Raw genomic sequence first — 17,800 nt, 5'->3', positions numbered from 1 at the left:
TCAACGCTGTCCATCGGAGAATTGAACCGACAGGCTCAAGTTGGCCGGATCGTTGATCGCCGCCAGATATTCCTCAACGCTGATTTCGCCAACACACGGCCGCGCGCCGGCCTGCGGCACATAACCCCGAGCCATTTTGGTTGCGAGGGCGACGGCGGCGCAGCTGGGGATTTCCGGGCCTTTGTCATTCAGTGCGGTGAGTTGCGCGGTCATGCTCAGCGGCTGGCCTTCGACACCGATGCCGAGAACATCGATGTACATCGCGCTTTTGCCATCACCGAAACGTTCGAACCACGTACCCAGGCGATGCAGGCGCGCCGCCCAGCGCACATGATCGCGCACCAGACCGAAGCGCAAGGCTTGCGCCAGCAAGGCGTTGGCGACGCCGCCGAGCTTCAGGCCGGCGCCAGCCTTGAAGCGCAGCGTCTGTGCGCCATAGCGGCGAGCGAAAATATCCATGTCCGGGACATCGACATTGGCCAGCACCCGCGTGCCCAGTTGCGGCATCGTGCGCAAAGTCAGATCGAGCCAGCCCAGCACTTCGTGTACCTGGCCGTGCTTCAATTGTTTGATCGGCTTACCGGCATAGGCGAGTACGCCTTCGACCGTGGACAGCCCCGGCATCTTCGCCGAGGATGAAATGCCATGCTCGATCGAATCGATTCGCGCAAAACGTGAGCGCTGCTGATCGATGATCGCCGAAGACAAGGTCGGCACCGAACTGCAACCGCTGAGCACGGCCACACCAGCCTCCCTGGCGCGGGCGTCGAGCACATCAATGCCGTTGACGAAGGTGCGGCAGTCAGCCAGATCGCAATAATTCACACCGGCGCCGATGCAGCTTTCAGCAACTGCGTAGGATTGCCCCTGAAACGGCCCGCCGGTGTGCACCACCAACTGAACATTCAACTCTCGCAACGCCGCTTGAAAACCTGCGCCCATTGCATCGCCGCACCACCCTTCGCACGGACGGCCTGATTGCGCTTGCAGCTCAGCGACCTTGCCCTGCAACTTGCGCGCATCGCGGCCCGACAACAGCAGTTCAATCTCTGGCATGAGCGCCAGATGCCGACAAACGATGCTGCCGAAATTGCCGTAGCCACCGACGACCATCACCCTGAATGCCATTGCCCTGTCCCTGTTCCAGCCTAAACGTATGGCGCAGAGGATATAGGCCGCAGCGGCGATCAGACATTTATTTTGCAACCGGGTATCACCCCGCCCGCTTGTCCAAGGCAAAAAGAATGAACCCAACGCCCCTCTCGTCGCCTAACGCACAGACCATCAGGAGCTAAGCCTATGCAAATCGAAACCGTGTGGATCGTATTGGCGGTCATTCTCGTGCTGATCGAGCTTTGGGCCATCAACCGGGTGCGTAAAAGCGAGGGGAAATCCAGTAGTAAAGGCGTGTGGATCGTGCTGATCGTGTTCGTGCCGCTGTTCGGCCTGATCGCCTGGGCGTTGGCGGGACCCAAGCATGTCGGTCGCATTTCGCCTTCCCAGGCTAACCGGTGACCCACGGGTGCAGGCCCGTCTCAAGTATCACCACAGCCCGGCTTTTGCCGGGCTTGTTATATGCAATGCCCGCCACGCGGACATCTTGCAGCCTGCACGAAGGCGTTATGCCTGCTTCGCCGCCAGGCCTTGATTTACGAGGGGTGGACTTGGTCGGCGAATTGGCACGAGTCCTGCGATAGCCTCTTCCTGAATACACAGCAGCGCGAAAAAAAGAACGCTGTGTTCAATCCGTGAAAAGCAGAGGCCTCAAAAAATGAATGCCATCGACCTTCTCAAAGCCGACCATGAAAAAGTCAAAGCCATCCTCAGCCAACTGAGTGAGTCCACCGACCGTGCGCTGAAAAAACGCGTCGAGTTGCTGGGCAAACTGGAAATGGAAATCACCATCCACACCCGCCTCGAAGAAGAGATTCTCTACCCTGCGTTCAAGGAAGCCGGCAGCAAGGAAGAAGACATCATGTATTACGAAGCCAAGGAAGAGCACCGCACCGTGGATTCGCTGGTACTGCCTGATTTGAAGGAAACCGATCCGGGCAGCCCGGAATTTGCCGGTCGGGTCAAAGTGGTCAAGGAGCTGCTGGAGCATCACATCGAAGAGGAAGAAGAGGAAATGTTCCCGAAAGCGCAGAAGCTTCTGGGTAAGGCGAAGCTCGAGGAGCTGGGCGCACAGATGGAAGCCATGAAGGCGAGCCACAAAAAGGAAATGGCGGCCAACAAAATCGCCGCTTGAAGTGTTGAAGACACCGAAGCCCGGCGGCAATGCCGGGCTTTTTTTGCGCGCCCAAACTGGCCCTCGCTCCCACACTGGATATACGTATGTCCGGCAATTCCTGAACAAGCCACGAAACCTGTGGGAGCGAGCCTGCTCGCGAAGGCGTCAGGTCAGCCAGATCATCCATGACTGACACTGCGCTTTCGCGAGCAGGCTCGCTCCCACATTGGATATACGTATGTTCGGCAATTCCTTAGCAAACCACGAAACCTGTGGGAGCGAGCCTGCTCGCGAAGGCGTCAGGTCAGCCAGATCATCTATGACTGACACTGCGCTTTCGCGAGCAGGCTCGCTCCCACATTGGATATACGTATGTTCGGCAATTCCTTAGCAAACCACGAAACCTGTGGGAGCGAGCCTGCTCGCGAAGGCGTCAGGTCAGCCAGATCATCTATGACTGACACTGCGCTTTCGCGAGCAGGCTCGCTCCCACAGGGTCAGTGTCGGTCTTGATGCAGGTTGTGATCAAACCGCCCAAGGTGGCGCCGGATCGAATTTGGATTCAATCCACTCCTTGAACGCCACCACCGCCGCCGCTGGAAACCGCGATGACGGCCTGACCAGATAAACGCCGCCCGCCGAATCCAGATGCCAGTCGGGCAGCACGTGAATCAACCGACCTGCCGCCAGATCGCGGCTCATCAGCCAGTCGCCAGCACCGAGTATGCCGGCGTCGGCGCGCGCGGCGGCGAGCAGGGATTCGCTGTCGCTGGCAGTCAGGTTGCCGTGGGGCGTGATGATCTGCACCTCGTTGCCGCGATGCAGGCGCCACAGCGGGAACGACGCCAGCCCACTGAAGCGCAGGCAATTGTGCTGCAGCAGATCCTGTGGTGTCTGCGGCATGCCATGGGCCTCGATGTACGTCGGTGATGCGCAAAGAATCCGCCGATGGTCACTGAGCTTTTTTGCAATCAGCCGATTGTCCTCAAGCTCGCCGATGCGGATAGCCGCGTCGAAACCCTGCTCGATGATGTCGACCAGGCCTTCGCTGTAATCGGCGATTACCGAAACATGCGGATGAGCCTTGAGAAATTCCGGCAGCAGCGGTCCCAGCCACAAGCGCCCCATCGCCGCCGGCAAAGCCAGACGCAAGGTGCCGCGCACTTCGCTGGCGCCCTGCACCGCTTGTTGCTGCGCTTCGTTCATCAACTCGACGGCCGCGCGCAAGCGTTGTTCAAGTTGCAGGCCGGCCTCGGTGATACGCACGTGTCGCGTCGAGCGTTCCACCAACCGCACGCCCAGTCGCTTCTCCATCGCCGCCAGGCGCTTGGAAACAATGGTCGGATGGCGCTGCAACAAACGCCCCGCCGCGACAAACGAGCCTTGCGCGGCGACGGCCAGGAAAGCAGCGATTTCATCGCTGTGCGGGTTGCTCAGAACATCCAGATTCATGGTTTTAAAATGATCGCCCCTGATGATCGGCCTGCCTCGAGATCGGCATGCGCTTGTGCCGCGTCAGCCAATGAATAACGCGCGCGGATTTGCGGCGTGATGATACCGGCGGTAACAGCGGCCAGTACATCTTGTGCGCGCTCCTGATATTCGGCTGTCGTGGCGGTGTGCGCGGCCAGCGACGGACGGGTCAGGAACAGCGAGCCCTTGGCGTTCAGCGTGGCTATTTTCACCGCTGCCGGCGCGCCGGTCTGCGCGCCGAACGAGACCATCAGCCCGCGTGGGCGTAAGCTGTCCAGCGAGGCCTGAAAAGACACCCGACCAATCGGGTCATACACCACATCGACCTTGCGCCCCTCGGTGATACGCAACACGTCGGCTGCGAGGGTTTCGGCATCGAACACCAGTACTTCGTCACAACCGGACGCGCGAGCCTTGTCGACACTGGCCTGCTTCGACACCACACCGATCACCGTTGCGCCAAGGTGTTTGGCCCATGGCACCATGATTTCCCCCAGACCACCCGCGACGCCGTAAAGCAGCATCGTCGTGCCCGGCCCGACCGGATAAGTCGCCTTCAGCAGATACTGCGCGGTGATGCCTTTGAACAACACCGCCGCCGCATCTTCGAACGACAACTCATCGGGGATCTTCACCAGGCGCTCTGCCGGAAACAGCCGCGCCGAGGCGTAACCGCCCAGGGGCCCGGTGGCGTAAGCGACCCGATCACCGACGCGGACATTGCTCACACCGGCACCGACCGCCGCCACCCGCCCCGCGCCTTCCAGACCCAACCCCGAAGGCAACGCCACCGGCACTGCACCTTTGCGCTGGCTGACATCGAGGTAATTGACGCCCACCGCCGCTTGCTCCAGCCAGACCTCGCCAGCCCCGGGGGTCTGTTCGCTGACAGTGTGCAGTTGCAGGACGTCCGGTGCGCCGGTTGCGGTGAAGCGAATTGCGTTGGCCATGGTCATCTCCATTCATTCGTTAGCCGTTGCGCTCAGTCTGAAAGCTGAACATTCAACGAACAACCCAATCTGAATGCAGTTCATTGCTGCATCTGATGCAGCTATGCGTGAATAAAAAAGGAGCGGCAGGTGCTGCCACTCCTCTTTGCAGAATCAATCGAACGCGCCGTTGAGCACCTCGTAGATCAGCCCGGTAGCCAGCGCGACGAGGATCAGGTCGGTGCCAACCTGTTGCCATTCGTAGCCGTCATAGTGAGGCAAATGGCCGAGCAGCCGCCCGTCCAGCTTCTTGGCGATGCCCGGTGGCAGCGGTTTGCCCCGCGCCAGATTCTTTTGAATGCCCGGCGGCAGTGCTGGCCCCGGATTCCAGTATTCGCCGCGATAGCCGCCGACGATGCCGAGAATATTGCCGCGATCAATGCTCGGAGCACCGCCGCCATTGCCAGAGTGTTGCTGGCCTTTATTGCCATTGCCCTGACCGCCCCCACCCTGTTTACCATGATCCTGCATGTTCTGCGGTTTGCCCTTGCCGTTGCCCTGGCCGCCCTGGCCCTTGCCATTGCCGGGGTCAGCCAGTGCAGTCGTGCTGCCCACTACCAGCGCGAGGCAAGACAGCGCGACAATCAATCTGCGAGCTTTTCTCATGTGCGATTCCTTTGGTTTGGGGTGCTCTTGAGTTGGGGGGAATGTGCTCAGCTTAGTGGATTTCTCCTTGCTGACCACTCGGCCTTGCGTCAGGATTCCCACCCTCTCCACCCGCGATCGAAAAATCATGAATCGTCAAAAGAAGCTGCAGCAGTTGTTCAAGGAAAAAGCCAAAAAGGCCAACGCCAAACTGGCGCCGAAAAAGCCCAAGTACATCTGCAAGGCCGACCGCCTGAAGCTGGAAGCCGAAGCCGCGCAGGCTTCAGTGGAAAATACCGAGAGCTGAGTCAGGCTTTCTGCCGCGACGTCAGCCACGTCATCAGCGCCGCCAGCACCAGCAATGCCGCGCTGGCGAAGAAGGTCAGCCGATAGCCACTGCCGTCGAACAGCAGACCACCGACGGTCGACCCCGAAGCGATCGACAACTGCACCACCGCCACCATCAGCCCACCGCCGGTTTCGGCATCGTCAGGCAGCGTGCGCGCCAGCCAAGACCACCAGCCTACCGGCGCCGCCGTGGCGATCAATCCCCACACGCCCAGCAACACGAACGTCGCGACCACTGAACTGCCCATCCCAATGAGCGCCACTGCGATCATCGCCATCAACAGCGGGATGGCGATCACCACGCGATACAGCCCCTTCTTCAACACGGAACCGATGACCACGGTGCCGATAAACCCGGCCACACCAATGACCAGCAGAATCATCGACAGCACCGAAACATCGACCCGGGTCACGGTTTCCAGAAACGGTCGCAGGTAAGTGAACAGCACAAACTGGCCCATGAAGAACAGGCCGGCGCCGAGCATGCCGAATGCCACCCGGCGGCTTTTGAACAACGCAAAGCCGTTGGCTGCGCTGGCTTTGCGTGGCGCGGCCGGCAGCGCGGGCAAGCTGATCCATTGCCAGAGCAGCGCAATCAACGCCACCGGTATCAGGCAGAAAAACGCCCCGCGCCAGCCAATCACGCTGCCGAGATAACTGCCCAGCGGCGCCGCGACCACCGTAGCCAAAGCATTGCCGCCGTTAAAAATTGCCAATGCCTTGGGCACGCTGGCGGAGGGCACCAGACGCATTGCCAACGCCGCTGACATCGACCAGAAGCCGCCAATCACCACGCCGATCAATGCGCGACCGATCATGTACACCGTGTAGTTGGGCGCCAGGCCCACCACCAGCCCGGACGCGCACATCAGCGCCGTCAACAGCAGCAACAGGCGCTTGCGATCCATCGAACCGGCAAGCCTGGTGATCGTCAGGCTGGTCAGCACCGCGAACGCGCCGGAGATGGCGATGCCGTAGCCGGCCAGGCCTTCGCTGATGCGCAAGTCCGTGGCCATGGGCGTGAGCAGACTGACCGGCATGAATTCGGAGGCGATCAGCGCGAAGACACACAAGGTCATGGCGAACACGCCGCTCCAGTACGCCGGTTGCTCGCCGGCAGTGGACACGCCCATGGGCTGGTTTGTCGGGTTGTCGATTGCTTGGGCCGTCATGCAAAAACCTGTTTGGAAGTACAAATGGTCGAGGCACTTCTGCCCCGCTACTCAGGCTGCAAAGCTTGACGGATCGGGCTTAACTTGATTAGTAGCGGTAATCTTCATGTGCTTTTGAGAAAAATTCAGCAATGAGCAACGCCAAAGTCAATGACCTGCAGGCCTTTCTGGCGGTGGCCCAGGATCAAAGCTTCACCAAAGCCGCTGCTCGCCTCGGCGTCACGCCCTCTGCGTTGAGTCATACGGTCCGCGCGCTGGAGCAGCGTCTGGGTATCCGCTTGCTGGCTCGCACGACGCGCAATGTCTCGCCGACCGAGGCTGGCGAACGCTTGATGCGTTCGATTGCGCCGCTGTTCGAGCAGATCAGCGCCGAGCTCGAAGCCCTTGGCGAATTGCGCGACAAGCCCAGCGGCACCATTCGGATTTCCTGCACGGACGATCAGATTGAGTTGTGCATTCGGCCGATGCTTGCAAAGTTTTTGCAGGACTATCCGGACATCACCTTGGAGTTTTACGTCGATTATGGTTTCACCAATGTGGTCAAGGAGCGCTTCGATGCTGGTATCCGTCTCGGTGAGTCAATCAGCAAAGACATGATCGCCGTGCGCATCGGTCCGGACTGGCGCCTGGCCGTGGTCGCCTCGCCCGATTACTTCGCCCGCCACCCGGCCCCCGCCACGCCGCATCAGTTGACGGAACACACCTGCATCAACATCCGCCACCAACCGGCCGGCGCGATATACGCCTGGGAGTTTGCGCACAAGGGTCAGGATTTCAGCGTGAAGGTCGACGGGCAGTTGGTGTTCAACAGCATCATGCACGTGCTCAATGCCGCCGTGGATGGCATCGGCGTGGCGTACGTGCCCGAGCAATTGGTCGCGCCGTATCTGGCGGACGGACGACTGGTGGAAGTCCTGGAAGAGTGGTGCCCGACGTTTCAGGGCTATCACCTGTACTACCCGAACCGGCGCCAGGGCTCGGCAGCGTTTGCGGCGTTTGTCGAAGCACTGAAATACAACCGCTGACAAACGCAACTCTTCAATCCAAGCCAAATCCCTGTGGGAGCGGGCTTGCCCGCGAAGGCGTCGGCACATTCAACCTCATCATCGCCTGACCCAGCGCTTTCGCGAGCAGGCTCGCTCCCACAATGGTCCGGGGCAATGCCAAAATCTTCAGCGCAACCAAAATCCCTGTGGGAGCGAGCCTGCTCGCGAAGGCGCCAGATCAGATACATCCACATTGAATGACACACCGCTTTCGCGAGCAGGCTCGCTCTCACAATGATCCGGGTCAAGGCTACGTTTTCACAGGCTGGCTCACCACAGCGGCGCACCGAATCACCGCCGTACAACGACGAAGGGAGGCCCATTGCAGGCCTCCCTCGTTTCTCCCCGTCAGGATGTACCCAGACCCTGCGACAGATCCGAAGAAGACGGCCGCGCCGGATCCGGTTTGGTTTCGACTTCGGTTTGTTCAGTGGTTCGGGTCACCGTGTCACGCACGGCTTCATAACCTTCCTGAGCTTTTTGCTTGGCTTTGTCGACGATGCCAGCGCTGGTGCGGCCCATGTAGCGCTGTTCAGTGGACGTGGTCGGCAACGCCGCGCCGAGCAAAGCACCCAAGGCGACCCCTGTGGCAGCCACCATCAGCGGTTGCTCCTTGAGCAGGTGACTGAACTGCTGGCCGAGCACCTGCGAATTGCGCGACAACCGGTCACCGGCGTCATGCATCGCATGGCTCAGGTTTTCCTTCGCCGCACCGACGTTTTCCCCAAGGTGGCTGGCCTTGCCTTTGAGTGACTGGTAACCCTCCTTCAGCGAATCCGAGGTCGAGTGCAAATGCGCGCGCGCACTGTCGATGCCGTCGGCCAGACCGTCGGCCCACTCGCCGGCCTTGTCCTGATCCGGCCCGCTGCGATAGGTCGGCTGCGGCACGGGTGGGCGATTCTGGCTGATCATCAACCAGAGCAGCCCCACGGAAGTCAGCACCGCTGGCACCGGATTATTGCGCACGCTGGTGCCGAGATTGGTGAAGAACGTCGAGCCGTTGCTCTGCATCATCCCCCAGGCCTGATCGATCATCTGCCCGGGGGTGAACTTGCTCTCCAGTTGATCGACGATGTTGCCGATGCTGGCGCGCTGCGCATCGATTTCGCGCTCGATCTGCTCCGGGCTTTTTTCCGCTTCGATATCCAGTTCGCTTTTCATGAGACTTTCCTCCGCAGCGCTTCCTGATCCTTGTTCAAGGCGTCGAGGGTGCGATCAGGTTTGAAGTGAGATGGCTCGAATTGCTTTTTCCCGGATTGCAGCATGGCGAAGCCGATGATCATCACCACCACGCCGACGATCAGCGCGGCCAGCCATGGCGCCATGAACATGCTCAGGCCGTTCACCGCCGACATCAACAGAATGATGAAGCCGGCGAGGAACACGATCGCGCCGCCGGCCACCGCAGCGATGCCCGCCTTCAGCGTGCTGAGGCTGTTGTGCAGTTCGGCTTTTGCCAGTGCCAGTTCCTTGGTGAACAAGGCCGGTACCTCGCGGGACAGTTGTCGCAACAGGCCGACCACGGAGGCGTCATCCGTTTGGCCGAGGGGCCTTGCCCCGCTCAGATCAGATTCATCTCTGTTCATCACAGTTCTCCTTTGGCGTCGGGTGCGTGCGGTACGGAAGCCGCGGCAAAATCAGAGGGGTGATCGCTGTCACTGGGCGAGGTCGGGGTGATGCCGGTGGCCAGTCCCGGATTGGCGTGGGCCGATGGCGGCACTGACGATTCATAGGGCCGCTGCGCGCCGTAATCGGCTGGCGGTGGCGTCGAGGTGGAGCCCGCCGCCGGATCGTATTCGGCACTGACCGTCGCTGCTGCAGAGGTGCCTGCTTTGAGAAACCGCGACAGGCCAAAACCGATGGCAATGCTGCCGGCGATGAACAATCCCGGATTGCTGCGCGCCAGATCCGCTGCATCGTGCAGCAACTGTTCGGCACTCTTGCCACGCAGATTGCCTGCCAGCCCGGTCATGGAGTCCGCCATGTCGGTCAGGTAGTCGGACATGCCCAGCGTGTCCTTGTCCTGCAGCTCCGAGACAAAGCTTTTCGCCCCTTGCGCCAAGGCTTCGATCTGCTCGGCCGCCGTGTCGCGATACTGGCCGAATTGCGCATCGGCCTGCTGCCGCGCACCGCCCAGTGCTTCGCTGACGTTGTCCTTCAAATGATCAAAACTTTGCTCAGGCTTGCCGTTGGGATCACCTGATTCATACCCTGACCTGCTGTCTGAAGTATTCATGTCGCCCCTCGCCTTCTCACTGAAAACGGAAAAACGGAGCTACACGGCAACATTGCCTCGAGCCCCCACATAAGAGATGACGGAGCAGCTTGCGCGAGAGTTCAAAGAGGTTGATGAGCGTGCGACATCAGGTCTGGATCAGTGACGAAAGGTTGCGCTTGGCAGGATTGTGTTGAGCTTCTGCGCCGGTCTGCGGTCAAGACAAGGCACGGGGGTTCATCCAGATGATGGCAGTGAAACCCTCAACGCCGCCGATAGATGGCAGAATCCCCACACCCTGATCACTTCGGAGACCGCAATGCTTCGCCTGTTTGAAGAAAGGCTCGACCCCTTCCCGCCCGACGAGGCGCCGCCACCGCCAGTCGGTCTGATGCGCTTCTTGTGGGCCTGCACCCGGGGGGCGCGCGGCTACATCCTGGCCTTCGCCCTGCTCAGCGCCAGCGTGTCGATCTACGAGGCATGGCTGTTTTCGTTCCTCGGGCAAGTGGTGGACCTGCTCTCGACCTGGCAATCTGGCGGCGCTGCTGGTGACGAGGAAAGCCGCGTGTTGTGGGGCATCGGCATTGTGCTGGTAGTCAGCATCGGGCTGGTGGCGCTACGCACGATGGTCCAGCACCAGATCCTCGCGATCAATCTGCCGCTGCGCCTGCGCTGGGACTTTCACCGGTTGATGCTGCGGCAAAGTCTGTCGTTCTTCTCCGACGAGTTCTCCGGCCGGGTCACGACCAAGGTCATGCAGACTGCGTTGTCGGTGCGCGAGGTGCTGTTTACCCTGATCGAAATCCTCCCCGGCATCGGCGTGTACTTCATCGCGATCATTGCGCTGGCCGGTGGCTTTGCGTTGAAGTTGATGCTGCCGTTCCTGGCGTGGATCGTTTTGTTCGGGCTGGCGATGGTGTATTTCGTGCCGCGTCTGGGCAAGGTCGGCCAGGAACAGGCCGATGCACGCTCCTCGATGACCGGGCGGATTGCCGACGCCTACACCAACATCACCACGGTCAAATTGTTCTCGCACTCCAAGCGTGAAGCGCATTTTGCCCGTGCGGCGATGGAGGATTTCAAGCTCACCGGCTTCCGCCAGATGCGGCTGGTCAGCCAGTTCGAGATCGTCAATCAGGCGCTGGTGGTCGCGTTGATTATCGGTGCCGGCGGTTACGCGCTGTGGCTGTGGCATCAGGGCGAAGTCGGCACCGGCGCTGTTGCGGCGATCACCGCCATGGCGTTGCGCATCAACGGCATGTCGCACTGGATCATGTGGCAGATGACTTCGCTGTTCGAAAACATCGGCACCGTGCAGGACGGCATGGCCACCCTGACCAGCGGCCCGAAAGTCCAGGACGCGCCGGATGCCAAGGTGCTTGAGCCTGCCGGTGGCGAAGTGGTTTTCGACAATGTCAGCTTCAACTACAACGGCGAACGCCAGGTGCTCGACGGCTTGACCCTGCACATTCGCCCCGGCGAAAAAATCGGCCTGGTCGGCCGCTCGGGTGCGGGCAAGTCGACGCTGATCAACCTGCTGCTGCGCTTCTATGACGTTGATCGCGGAGAGATCCGCATCGATGGGCAGAACATCGCCGAGGTCACCCAGGACAGCTTGCGCAGCGTGATCGGCATGGTCACCCAGGACACGTCACTGCTGCACCGCTCGATCCGGGACAACATTGCCTACGGACGCCCGGACGCCACCGACGAAGACATCCATCGCGCGGCAGTAAACGCCCAGGCCGATGGTTTCATCAGCCAGTTGAGCGACAAACAGGGCCACAGCGGTTACGACACGCTGGTCGGGGAACGCGGCATCAAGCTCTCCGGCGGGCAGCGACAACGCATTGCCATCGCCCGAGTGATGCTGAAAAACGCACCGATCCTGCTGCTCGACGAAGCCACCAGCGCACTGGACTCGGAAGTCGAAGTCGCGATCCAGGAAAGCCTCGATGAAATGATGCACGGCAAAACCGTGATCGCCATCGCCCACCGCTTGTCGACCATTGCGGCCATGGACCGGCTGATCGTCATGGACGAAGGCCGCATCATCGAGCAAGGCACCCACGCGCAATTGCTCGAGAAGAACGGCACCTATGCGCGGCTGTGGCAGCACCAGAGCGGCGGGTTCCTCGGTGAGGATCGGGGTTTGGTTGAGGTGATGGAGGAGTGATCAGGCTGGAGGGCCGGGGCCGGCTCTCCATCGATTGGCCTAGATGGAGACGGGGCTTTCGGCATCCACCGGAAGCTTTACGCGAAACACGGTTCCGCCGTCCAGGTCAGAGCTGACCTCGATGGAGCCGGCATGTGAGGCAACGATTTCCGAGGCGATGAACAGGCCCAGACCGAGCCCGGCAACCGGTCCGTGATCAACCACGGAGCGCTGCGAGAACCGCCCCATCGGGTTGAAGATGAACGGCAATACATCCTCCGGGATCGGTTCACCGCCGTTATGTACGGTGAACACCGCGCAATCCTCGCGGACCTGCAACTCGACCGAGACGGGAAACTTAATGTCGCCGTGGGTCACCGCATTGCTGATGATGTTGGAAAAGACCTGTTCCATCCTGGCGCCATCGAAGGCTCCCATCACCGCTTCCTTCGCATCGAACCGCACGTTGGCCTGCGGATGAAAGGCGCGGATTTCCTCGATCACCCGCTCGCATACAGGGCTGAGATCGATCAGGGATTTTTTCACCGGAATTCCCGGCCCCATCTGGCAGCGCGTCAGATCCAGCAGGTCGCCAACGATCTCGCTGGCGCGCTGCACGCTGGCGTAGATCTGCCGGGCCACCTTGCTGGTGCGCGGGTCGGCAGTCTCTGTACGCCGCAACATATCCGCACCAAGCAGAATCGCCCCCAGTGGCGTGCGCAAGTCATGGCCGAGAATCCCCAGAAACACATTGCGCGACGCCTCGACGGCGCGCGAGTAGCTGGCAATCGACTCGGCCAGCGCCTGATCGATGGCTTCGTGGAAGCGCGTCATGTCGTCGACATTCACTGATTTGCCATCCTTGACCTGACGCAGCCATTGGGTCAGCACACTGGTGCGCAGCGCGCGGTATTCCGACACCATCTGATCGATGGTAAAACCGGCCATCAGCCGCGTCACCGCGTGGGTTTCCGCAGCCGTTTCTTCATCGTCGCGCGGCGCATGACCCTGGGCCTTGGCGATTTGCTCGCTGATGGTCTGCTTGCTACGCAGATCGATAACGATGGCGCGCAACATCTGCTCGGCGTGATCGCGCAGTGCGACGTTATCGAGTTCCGCACCTGGTGTCTCGATGGTGCGGGCGAAATCTTCCCAGGCCTGCAGGATTGGCTCTAGGTTTTCGAGAATGAAATCTGGCAGGCGCATGGCTGTGGTCCTAAAGGCAATCCATCAACGCTATGAGGCGAACCGGCGCAGACAGCTAAAAAAGCAAACTCAGGAGTACAGAAGGTACGGCTGACGTTATGCAGCCTACCATCAAAGCGCTGGGCTAACGCGGAAGGAAAATCCAGGGCTGAAGTGTCGCGGACCTCACCTACTCCGCGGCCCAGACCGGCCGCTCACCTAATCGCTCAACCAGCCTGACGAGATAACCGTCCGGATCCTGCACAATGAATTCCCGCTGCCCTGTTTCAACACTTTCTGCGCGATACCAGGTGTCCTGGCAGTTTCGAAAGAGTGGAAAACCAGCTTGTTCGAGTCGTTCGAGGACAGGTGCGACCGCGACTACATCTATTTGCAGGTTGATGCCGCGCCCAAAAGGCTTGCTCAGAGGCGCGGTGAGCCACTGGCCGGCCTGCGGATCGAATTGCTCCAGCATCACTTGCGCGCCGTTCAGATCGAGGTAGGCGAAACCGTCTTCAAGGCGTTGATAGGCGACTTTGAAGCCCAGACAGTTCACCCAGAACGCCAAGCTCTTCGACAGCTCGGTGACCATCAGTTCAGGAACCAGTTTGTTTCGTTCAAGCATGGCGATAAATCCGTTTCAGAAGCTTATGCAGCGAGGGTTGTTTCACTCCAGGCATCGCTTGGGCGTAAGTCGAGTTTGCTCGGTGTTCGGTACCTCAGCATTCACATCCGTCTGTTTACGGCTGCTGAACTCGATCGGATAGGGCCCGGTCTGCGCCAGAGCTGCCTGCACACGGCTGACAAAGGCCGCGTCGTCCAGGGTGTAGAAAACCCACACCTGACGCTTTCCGCCGGTGACCGTGCACCCCCACTTTGCGAACCCATCCGCCGTTACGGCCGCCTTAATCAGGCGGTCTACCCGCATCATCCGCGCGGATTCCTTTGAACTCGGCAGGAAGCGATCCGACACGTATTTCCAGCTGATGCGAGCCTTGTAAGGAAATGCCCGGGTATCCTTGAGATTCAGGTCGGAAGGCATGCGAAAACTCGCTGGCATTGGGTCGTCAGGAAAATCAGACGGTTGGAAATCGCTGTCGCCTGTCACGGCCACTTGCCGTTGCGGATTGTCAGCAGGATCATCACTGAGCAGTATTCTGAGCGCTTCAGCGCGGCGCTCTTCCCGCTCGCTCACGCATTTGTTGTAGGCCGTTGTATGCGCTGGACCGGAATCCAGACACGGATCGCGCTCCACCAATTTTGGAGAATGGGAGCGCGTGCAGCCGGACGTGATCAGGCTTGCCAGCACCAATAAAACAACGGCTGGCCAGATTTCAGGGCGCAGGGAAGCGTGGGGAATGACTTTCAAGTGGCCTTCCTTGGATGAGCTGCAGTACGAGACATATGGAAAACGGCGCATTTTGCCTGCCACCCCTGCTCCATGAACAGGCCGAGGCGGAATTAATGTGGCAATTCATCACAAGCAGTGCTCGACCAGCCACAGCCGCTTCTGACGAACAGCCACATACTCACTCAGAGGCCTACGCTGGCTCCGCTGTCCGATACGCCAAAGTCGCCACCCGGAAAAGCACCACCCTCAATGTGGTACACCATCGGTTCCGCCGAAAAATAATCCTCCAACCCCAGCATGAACCGCTGGTGGTCGTCACTCTCTTCAAACCCCGGTGAGTGGTCCTCAAGTGACTGCCAGCGCACGATCAAATTGAATTGCTCGGGGGTTTCAATACCTTGCGCCAGCAAGTGGCCGCCGTATCCCTTGGCGCGGGTCAGCAACGGTTCGACTTCGGCAAATGCCCGTCGAAAGGCTTCAGTCTGTTGCGGGTGAACGGGCAGGACTGCGATTTCATAAACCATGATGCTTCTCCAAAATCAGTGAGCGGATTCAGACGATGAGCGTAGGCTCGACGGCGATGGCGATTTTTCCCAGCAGACCGTTGTTGGCGCTCTCCAGTCGAGCGTGGGCGAGCGGGATGTCGGCGAGCGAATAGACGGCGCCCACATGTGGCCGCAACTGGCCGCGCTCGACCAACGCGCTCAATTCATCGAGCTTGCCGCGATTCTGCCGGGTGAAGACGAAGTGGTAACTGGCGTTCTTGCCCCAGGCCTGGACGAGGTTTTGTGGCTGCGCGATGTCGACGATCGAGACCACGCGGCCAAGCTGAGCGAGCACGTCGGCGCTGCGGGACAGGGTATCGCCGCCGATGGTGTCGAACACCACATCAACGCCATGCCCGGCGGTTTCGCGCATGATCGCTTCGACGTAGTCCTCTTGGGTGTAATCGATCACCACGTCGGCACCCAGGCTGCGGACGAACTCGGCGTTGGCCTCGCGCACGGTCGTAAAGACCCTGGCGCCCATGGCTTTGGCCACCTGAATCGCCACATGGCCGACCCCGCCGGCGCCGCCGTGGATCAGAATGCTTTCGCCAACGCGGAGCACGGCGCGCACGGTCAGCGCTTCCCAAACCGTACCGCCGACCAGACTCAGACTGGCCGCCTCGAGGTGGCTCAGAGAAGCAGGCTTCCTGGCGATGATGCTTTCGGCTGCGACGTGGTACTCGGCATAACTGCCCTGCCCGTCGAATATCTGCGGGGTGTACCAGACCTCGTCGCCCGGCGCGAAAGCGCTGACGCCCGGCCCGATGGATTCAACCACGCCCGACACGTCGTGACCGGTAATGGCTGGCAGCGGCACCAGGTCGGGATAGTCACCGCGCCGAACCTGGTAATCCAGCGGATTGATGGAAGTGGCGTGCACTCGGACCAGCACTTGGCCCGCTTGCGGAACCGGTTTGGACACGTCGCTGAGTTCGAACGAATCAGGACCGCCGAAGGATTTCAGAATCATCGCTTTCATGGCAAAACCTCGTATCGATAAAGAGGGATATCGAGAATTCTCGATATCCTGTAGTAAAAAAATTTACAGCTCTTTCCCTATGATCTCTGCAAGCGCGCTGATTGCTGCCTCATTGCGTTTGTAGTAGGTCCATTGACCGATGCGCCGCACTTCCACCAGCCCCACCCGCTGCAACGTGGCCAGATAACTCGACACCGTCGACTGCGACAGGCCGATACCTTCCTGGATACTGCTGACGCAGACACCCTCAACAAGAACGTCACCCTCATCCTGCGGGGGGAAGTTCTTCACGGGATCCTTCAGGCCTTCAAGGATCTTGAGGCGCGTCGGGTTCGAGAGGGCTTTGAAGATTTCGATCAGTTCCATTCGCCGAGGATATCGAGATTCTTCGATATGTCAATGCGGGATATCGATCTGATTGACAGTCGGCGACAGGCGGCAATGGAACCCGATCTGCCGCCCTGCCGGACAGCTCAGCCTTGGGGCGCATCCAGCAACACCCACAACCGCACGATTTTCCCTTCGCTGATTTCTGCCACATCGACGCCGCTGACGATGACCGGCCCATCGCCCGGGCCGGCGTGCCAGCGCAGATAACCCAAGCCGTGATGCCCAACTGCAGTTCCCTCCGCAACAAAAGCGAAGTCCGGCCCGAACTGATCCAGCAACGCACCGGCCACTGCCGAAATCGCCGCTTGCCCGGTGACGATGCCAGCCGGTTCATACATCGTCGGTGCTTCTGCAAAAAGCTCCTGCACCGCCGCCAAGCGCCTTTGTGCATCGCGTTGGTTGAACACCCGCTGCAGATTGGCCCGTAGCAAGGCGTCGTAGTTTTCAACTTCATCAGTATTTCGCGAATCTGAGCCAGCCATTTTTGATTCCTCGATTTGTGTGTGAAGCCCGGTTGCCCGGGCTCAGCGATTAACCATGTTTGACCAGGTTCAAGGCTGGCAGCGGTCCGCCCGGAAACTGCGCAAGCATTCCCTGCTGCACACCGCCGAGATCGATGCCGTAAAAACCCAATTGATCAATCAGCTCTGCAACTTGGGTTTTGCTCGCGGCATCTTCACCGGAATAAAACAGCACACGCTTGCCGCCCTCGGCGGTGGGATCGCTCAGCAGAGCCGCGAGCAGGTGGTTGAAGGCCTTGACCACGTGCGCACCGGGCAGCATCTGCGCCACCACTTGCGAAGACGGCTGGCCGCCCAGATCGAAAGGCTTGAACAGCGGCGCTTCAATGGGGTTGTTGGCATCGATCACGATGCGCCCATCCCAAGGCCCGAGATCGCGCACCGCGTCAGGGATTTTCGACCAGTTCACCGCCAGAAAAACGATGTCCGCCTGGCTTGCTTGCTGAGCCGTCACCGCTTGTGCGAGTGGACCCAATTCGTCGACCAAACCGGCAAGGCTCTGCGGCCCGCGGCTGTTGGCCAGGCTGACCGGCAGGCCTGCGTTGACGAGCAACCGAGCGATGGCGGTGCCGATGGAGCCTGTACCAATGATGCTGATAGTCATGATGCTCTC

Annotated in this window: 21 protein-coding genes; 5 read left to right on the top strand and 16 right to left on the bottom strand. The window is 60.2% G+C overall.

Annotated features, from left to right (window positions below; translation table 11 throughout):
• Nucleotides 1-1,128, bottom strand: a complete 1,128-nt coding sequence (locus tag PSH90_RS10925; RefSeq protein ID WP_305382728.1) for a saccharopine dehydrogenase family protein — start codon at nt 1,126-1,128, stop codon at nt 1-3.
• 171 nt (nt 1,129-1,299) lie between these two features.
• Between PSH90_RS10925 and PSH90_RS10920 the strand changes: the two genes are divergently transcribed.
• Both PSH90_RS10920 and PSH90_RS10915 read left to right on the top strand, forming a co-directional pair.
• Complete coding sequence (locus tag PSH90_RS10920) at nt 1,300-1,515, top strand: PLD nuclease N-terminal domain-containing protein (protein ID WP_041480553.1); 216 nt, start codon at nt 1,300-1,302, stop codon at nt 1,513-1,515.
• A 256-nt stretch (nt 1,516-1,771) separates the two neighbouring features.
• Nucleotides 1,772-2,248, top strand: coding sequence for a hemerythrin domain-containing protein (locus PSH90_RS10915; protein WP_016774305.1), 477 nt, complete (start codon nt 1,772-1,774; stop codon nt 2,246-2,248).
• Between the two features lie 507 nt (nt 2,249-2,755).
• Here the strand turns inward: PSH90_RS10915 and PSH90_RS10910 are convergent.
• The 3 genes from PSH90_RS10910 to PSH90_RS10900 form a co-directional block, all read right to left on the bottom strand.
• Complete coding sequence (locus PSH90_RS10910; protein WP_305382726.1) at nt 2,756-3,682, bottom strand: LysR family transcriptional regulator; 927 nt, start codon at nt 3,680-3,682, stop codon at nt 2,756-2,758.
• Nucleotides 3,679-4,653 (bottom strand): quinone oxidoreductase, encoded by a 975-nt coding sequence (locus PSH90_RS10905; protein WP_305382725.1) that lies wholly within the window; start codon nt 4,651-4,653, stop codon nt 3,679-3,681. Before PSH90_RS10905 ends, PSH90_RS10910 begins: the two co-directional genes overlap by 4 nt.
• A 153-nt stretch (nt 4,654-4,806) precedes the next feature.
• On the bottom strand, nt 4,807-5,298 hold the full coding sequence (locus PSH90_RS10900) for an anti-virulence regulator CigR family protein (RefSeq protein WP_305382723.1): 492 nt from the start codon (nt 5,296-5,298) through the stop codon (nt 4,807-4,809).
• A gap of 127 nt (nt 5,299-5,425) precedes the next feature.
• Here PSH90_RS10900 and PSH90_RS10895 point away from each other — a divergent pair, with 127 nt between their 5' ends.
• On the top strand, nt 5,426-5,584 hold the full coding sequence (locus PSH90_RS10895) for a DUF2986 domain-containing protein (RefSeq protein ID WP_081932631.1): 159 nt from the start codon (nt 5,426-5,428) through the stop codon (nt 5,582-5,584).
• 1 nt (nt 5,585) lies between these two features.
• Here PSH90_RS10895 and PSH90_RS10890 read toward each other — a convergent pair whose 3' ends face one another.
• Nucleotides 5,586-6,797, bottom strand: coding sequence for an MFS transporter (locus PSH90_RS10890; RefSeq protein ID WP_370695124.1), 1,212 nt, complete (start codon nt 6,795-6,797; stop codon nt 5,586-5,588).
• A gap of 131 nt (nt 6,798-6,928) precedes the next feature.
• Here PSH90_RS10890 and PSH90_RS10885 point away from each other — a divergent pair, with 131 nt between their 5' ends.
• Complete coding sequence (locus tag PSH90_RS10885; RefSeq protein WP_252869251.1) at nt 6,929-7,822, top strand: LysR family transcriptional regulator; 894 nt, start codon at nt 6,929-6,931, stop codon at nt 7,820-7,822.
• Nucleotides 7,823-8,191: 369 nt separating this feature from the next.
• Here PSH90_RS10885 and PSH90_RS10880 read toward each other — a convergent pair whose 3' ends face one another.
• From PSH90_RS10880 to PSH90_RS10870, 3 genes are read right to left on the bottom strand one after another with little or no spacing between them, the layout of a single operon-like run.
• Nucleotides 8,192-9,004: a DUF3618 domain-containing protein gene (locus PSH90_RS10880; protein ID WP_305382721.1), complete on the bottom strand. Its 813-nt coding sequence runs from the start codon at nt 9,002-9,004 to the stop codon at nt 8,192-8,194.
• A complete protein-coding gene (locus tag PSH90_RS10875) occupies nt 9,001-9,429 on the bottom strand; it encodes a phage holin family protein (protein ID WP_305382720.1) in 429 nt (142 codons plus the stop codon). Before PSH90_RS10875 ends, PSH90_RS10880 begins: the two co-directional genes overlap by 4 nt.
• The gene (locus tag PSH90_RS10870) at nt 9,429-10,079 is read right to left on the bottom strand and encodes a hypothetical protein (RefSeq protein ID WP_305382718.1); all 651 of its coding nucleotides are present in this window, start codon (nt 10,077-10,079) and stop codon (nt 9,429-9,431) included. Before PSH90_RS10870 ends, PSH90_RS10875 begins: the two co-directional genes overlap by 1 nt.
• Before the next feature lie 298 nt (nt 10,080-10,377).
• On the opposite strand from PSH90_RS10870, the gene PSH90_RS10865 reads away from it, so the two are divergent.
• Entirely contained in the window at nt 10,378-12,234 is a 1,857-nt protein-coding gene (locus PSH90_RS10865) for an ABC transporter ATP-binding protein (RefSeq protein WP_305382717.1), read from the top strand.
• 39 nt (nt 12,235-12,273) lie between these two features.
• Here the strand turns inward: PSH90_RS10865 and PSH90_RS10860 are convergent, their stop codons facing one another.
• From PSH90_RS10860 to PSH90_RS10825, 8 genes are all read right to left on the bottom strand, one after another.
• On the bottom strand, nt 12,274-13,419 hold the full coding sequence (locus PSH90_RS10860; RefSeq protein WP_305382716.1) for a sensor histidine kinase: 1,146 nt from the start codon (nt 13,417-13,419) through the stop codon (nt 12,274-12,276).
• Nucleotides 13,420-13,588: 169 nt separating this feature from the next.
• Nucleotides 13,589-14,023 carry a VOC family protein gene (locus PSH90_RS10855; protein WP_041480563.1) on the bottom strand — a complete coding sequence of 145 codons (435 nt, stop codon included), beginning with the start codon at nt 14,021-14,023 and terminating at the stop codon, nt 13,589-13,591.
• 42 nt (nt 14,024-14,065) lie between these two features.
• On the bottom strand, nt 14,066-14,767 hold the full coding sequence (locus PSH90_RS10850) for a DUF695 domain-containing protein (RefSeq protein ID WP_056784847.1): 702 nt from the start codon (nt 14,765-14,767) through the stop codon (nt 14,066-14,068).
• A 164-nt stretch (nt 14,768-14,931) separates the two neighbouring features.
• Nucleotides 14,932-15,273: an antibiotic biosynthesis monooxygenase gene (locus tag PSH90_RS10845; RefSeq protein WP_056784844.1), complete on the bottom strand. Its 342-nt coding sequence runs from the start codon at nt 15,271-15,273 to the stop codon at nt 14,932-14,934.
• Nucleotides 15,274-15,301: 28 nt separating this feature from the next.
• Nucleotides 15,302-16,276 carry a zinc-dependent alcohol dehydrogenase family protein gene (locus PSH90_RS10840; RefSeq protein WP_095179625.1) on the bottom strand — a complete coding sequence of 325 codons (975 nt, stop codon included), beginning with the start codon at nt 16,274-16,276 and terminating at the stop codon, nt 15,302-15,304.
• 63 nt (nt 16,277-16,339) lie between these two features.
• The gene (locus PSH90_RS10835; protein WP_024012559.1) at nt 16,340-16,642 is read right to left on the bottom strand and encodes a helix-turn-helix transcriptional regulator; all 303 of its coding nucleotides are present in this window, start codon (nt 16,640-16,642) and stop codon (nt 16,340-16,342) included.
• A 107-nt stretch (nt 16,643-16,749) separates the two neighbouring features.
• The gene (locus tag PSH90_RS10830; protein WP_305382713.1) at nt 16,750-17,148 is read right to left on the bottom strand and encodes a nuclear transport factor 2 family protein; all 399 of its coding nucleotides are present in this window, start codon (nt 17,146-17,148) and stop codon (nt 16,750-16,752) included.
• Between the two features lie 49 nt (nt 17,149-17,197).
• Entirely contained in the window at nt 17,198-17,794 is a 597-nt protein-coding gene (locus tag PSH90_RS10825; RefSeq protein WP_236169241.1) for an NADPH-dependent F420 reductase, read from the bottom strand.
• Nucleotides 17,795-17,800: the final 6 nt, after the last annotated feature.

Source organism: Pseudomonas sp. FP1762 (assembly GCF_030687105.1).
Lineage (GTDB): Bacteria > Pseudomonadota > Gammaproteobacteria > Pseudomonadales > Pseudomonadaceae > Aquipseudomonas > Aquipseudomonas siliginis.
The sequence above is the reverse complement of the archived record's forward strand: the minus strand, read 5'-3'. Positions and strand labels throughout refer to the sequence as shown.

Coding starts and splice junctions, on each gene's coding strand:
- PSH90_RS10925 (WP_305382728.1), bottom strand. CDS start 1,128: ATGGCATTCAGGGTGATGGTCGTCGGTGGCTACGGCAATTTCGGCAGC.
- PSH90_RS10920 (WP_041480553.1), top strand. CDS start 1,300: ATGCAAATCGAAACCGTGTGGATCGTATTGGCGGTCATTCTCGTGCTG.
- PSH90_RS10915 (WP_016774305.1), top strand. CDS start 1,772: ATGAATGCCATCGACCTTCTCAAAGCCGACCATGAAAAAGTCAAAGCC.
- PSH90_RS10910 (WP_305382726.1), bottom strand. CDS start 3,682: ATGAATCTGGATGTTCTGAGCAACCCGCACAGCGATGAAATCGCTGCT.
- PSH90_RS10905 (WP_305382725.1), bottom strand. CDS start 4,653: ATGGCCAACGCAATTCGCTTCACCGCAACCGGCGCACCGGACGTCCTG.
- PSH90_RS10900 (WP_305382723.1), bottom strand. CDS start 5,298: ATGAGAAAAGCTCGCAGATTGATTGTCGCGCTGTCTTGCCTCGCGCTG.
- PSH90_RS10895 (WP_081932631.1), top strand. CDS start 5,426: ATGAATCGTCAAAAGAAGCTGCAGCAGTTGTTCAAGGAAAAAGCCAAA.
- PSH90_RS10890 (WP_370695124.1), bottom strand. CDS start 6,797: ATGACGGCCCAAGCAATCGACAACCCGACAAACCAGCCCATGGGCGTG.
- PSH90_RS10885 (WP_252869251.1), top strand. CDS start 6,929: ATGAGCAACGCCAAAGTCAATGACCTGCAGGCCTTTCTGGCGGTGGCC.
- PSH90_RS10880 (WP_305382721.1), bottom strand. CDS start 9,004: ATGAAAAGCGAACTGGATATCGAAGCGGAAAAAAGCCCGGAGCAGATC.
- PSH90_RS10875 (WP_305382720.1), bottom strand. CDS start 9,429: ATGAACAGAGATGAATCTGATCTGAGCGGGGCAAGGCCCCTCGGCCAA.
- PSH90_RS10870 (WP_305382718.1), bottom strand. CDS start 10,079: ATGAATACTTCAGACAGCAGGTCAGGGTATGAATCAGGTGATCCCAAC.
- PSH90_RS10865 (WP_305382717.1), top strand. CDS start 10,378: ATGCTTCGCCTGTTTGAAGAAAGGCTCGACCCCTTCCCGCCCGACGAG.
- PSH90_RS10860 (WP_305382716.1), bottom strand. CDS start 13,419: ATGCGCCTGCCAGATTTCATTCTCGAAAACCTAGAGCCAATCCTGCAG.
- PSH90_RS10855 (WP_041480563.1), bottom strand. CDS start 14,023: ATGCTTGAACGAAACAAACTGGTTCCTGAACTGATGGTCACCGAGCTG.
- PSH90_RS10845 (WP_056784844.1), bottom strand. CDS start 15,273: ATGGTTTATGAAATCGCAGTCCTGCCCGTTCACCCGCAACAGACTGAA.
- PSH90_RS10840 (WP_095179625.1), bottom strand. CDS start 16,276: ATGAAAGCGATGATTCTGAAATCCTTCGGCGGTCCTGATTCGTTCGAA.
- PSH90_RS10835 (WP_024012559.1), bottom strand. CDS start 16,642: ATGGAACTGATCGAAATCTTCAAAGCCCTCTCGAACCCGACGCGCCTC.
- PSH90_RS10830 (WP_305382713.1), bottom strand. CDS start 17,148: ATGGCTGGCTCAGATTCGCGAAATACTGATGAAGTTGAAAACTACGAC.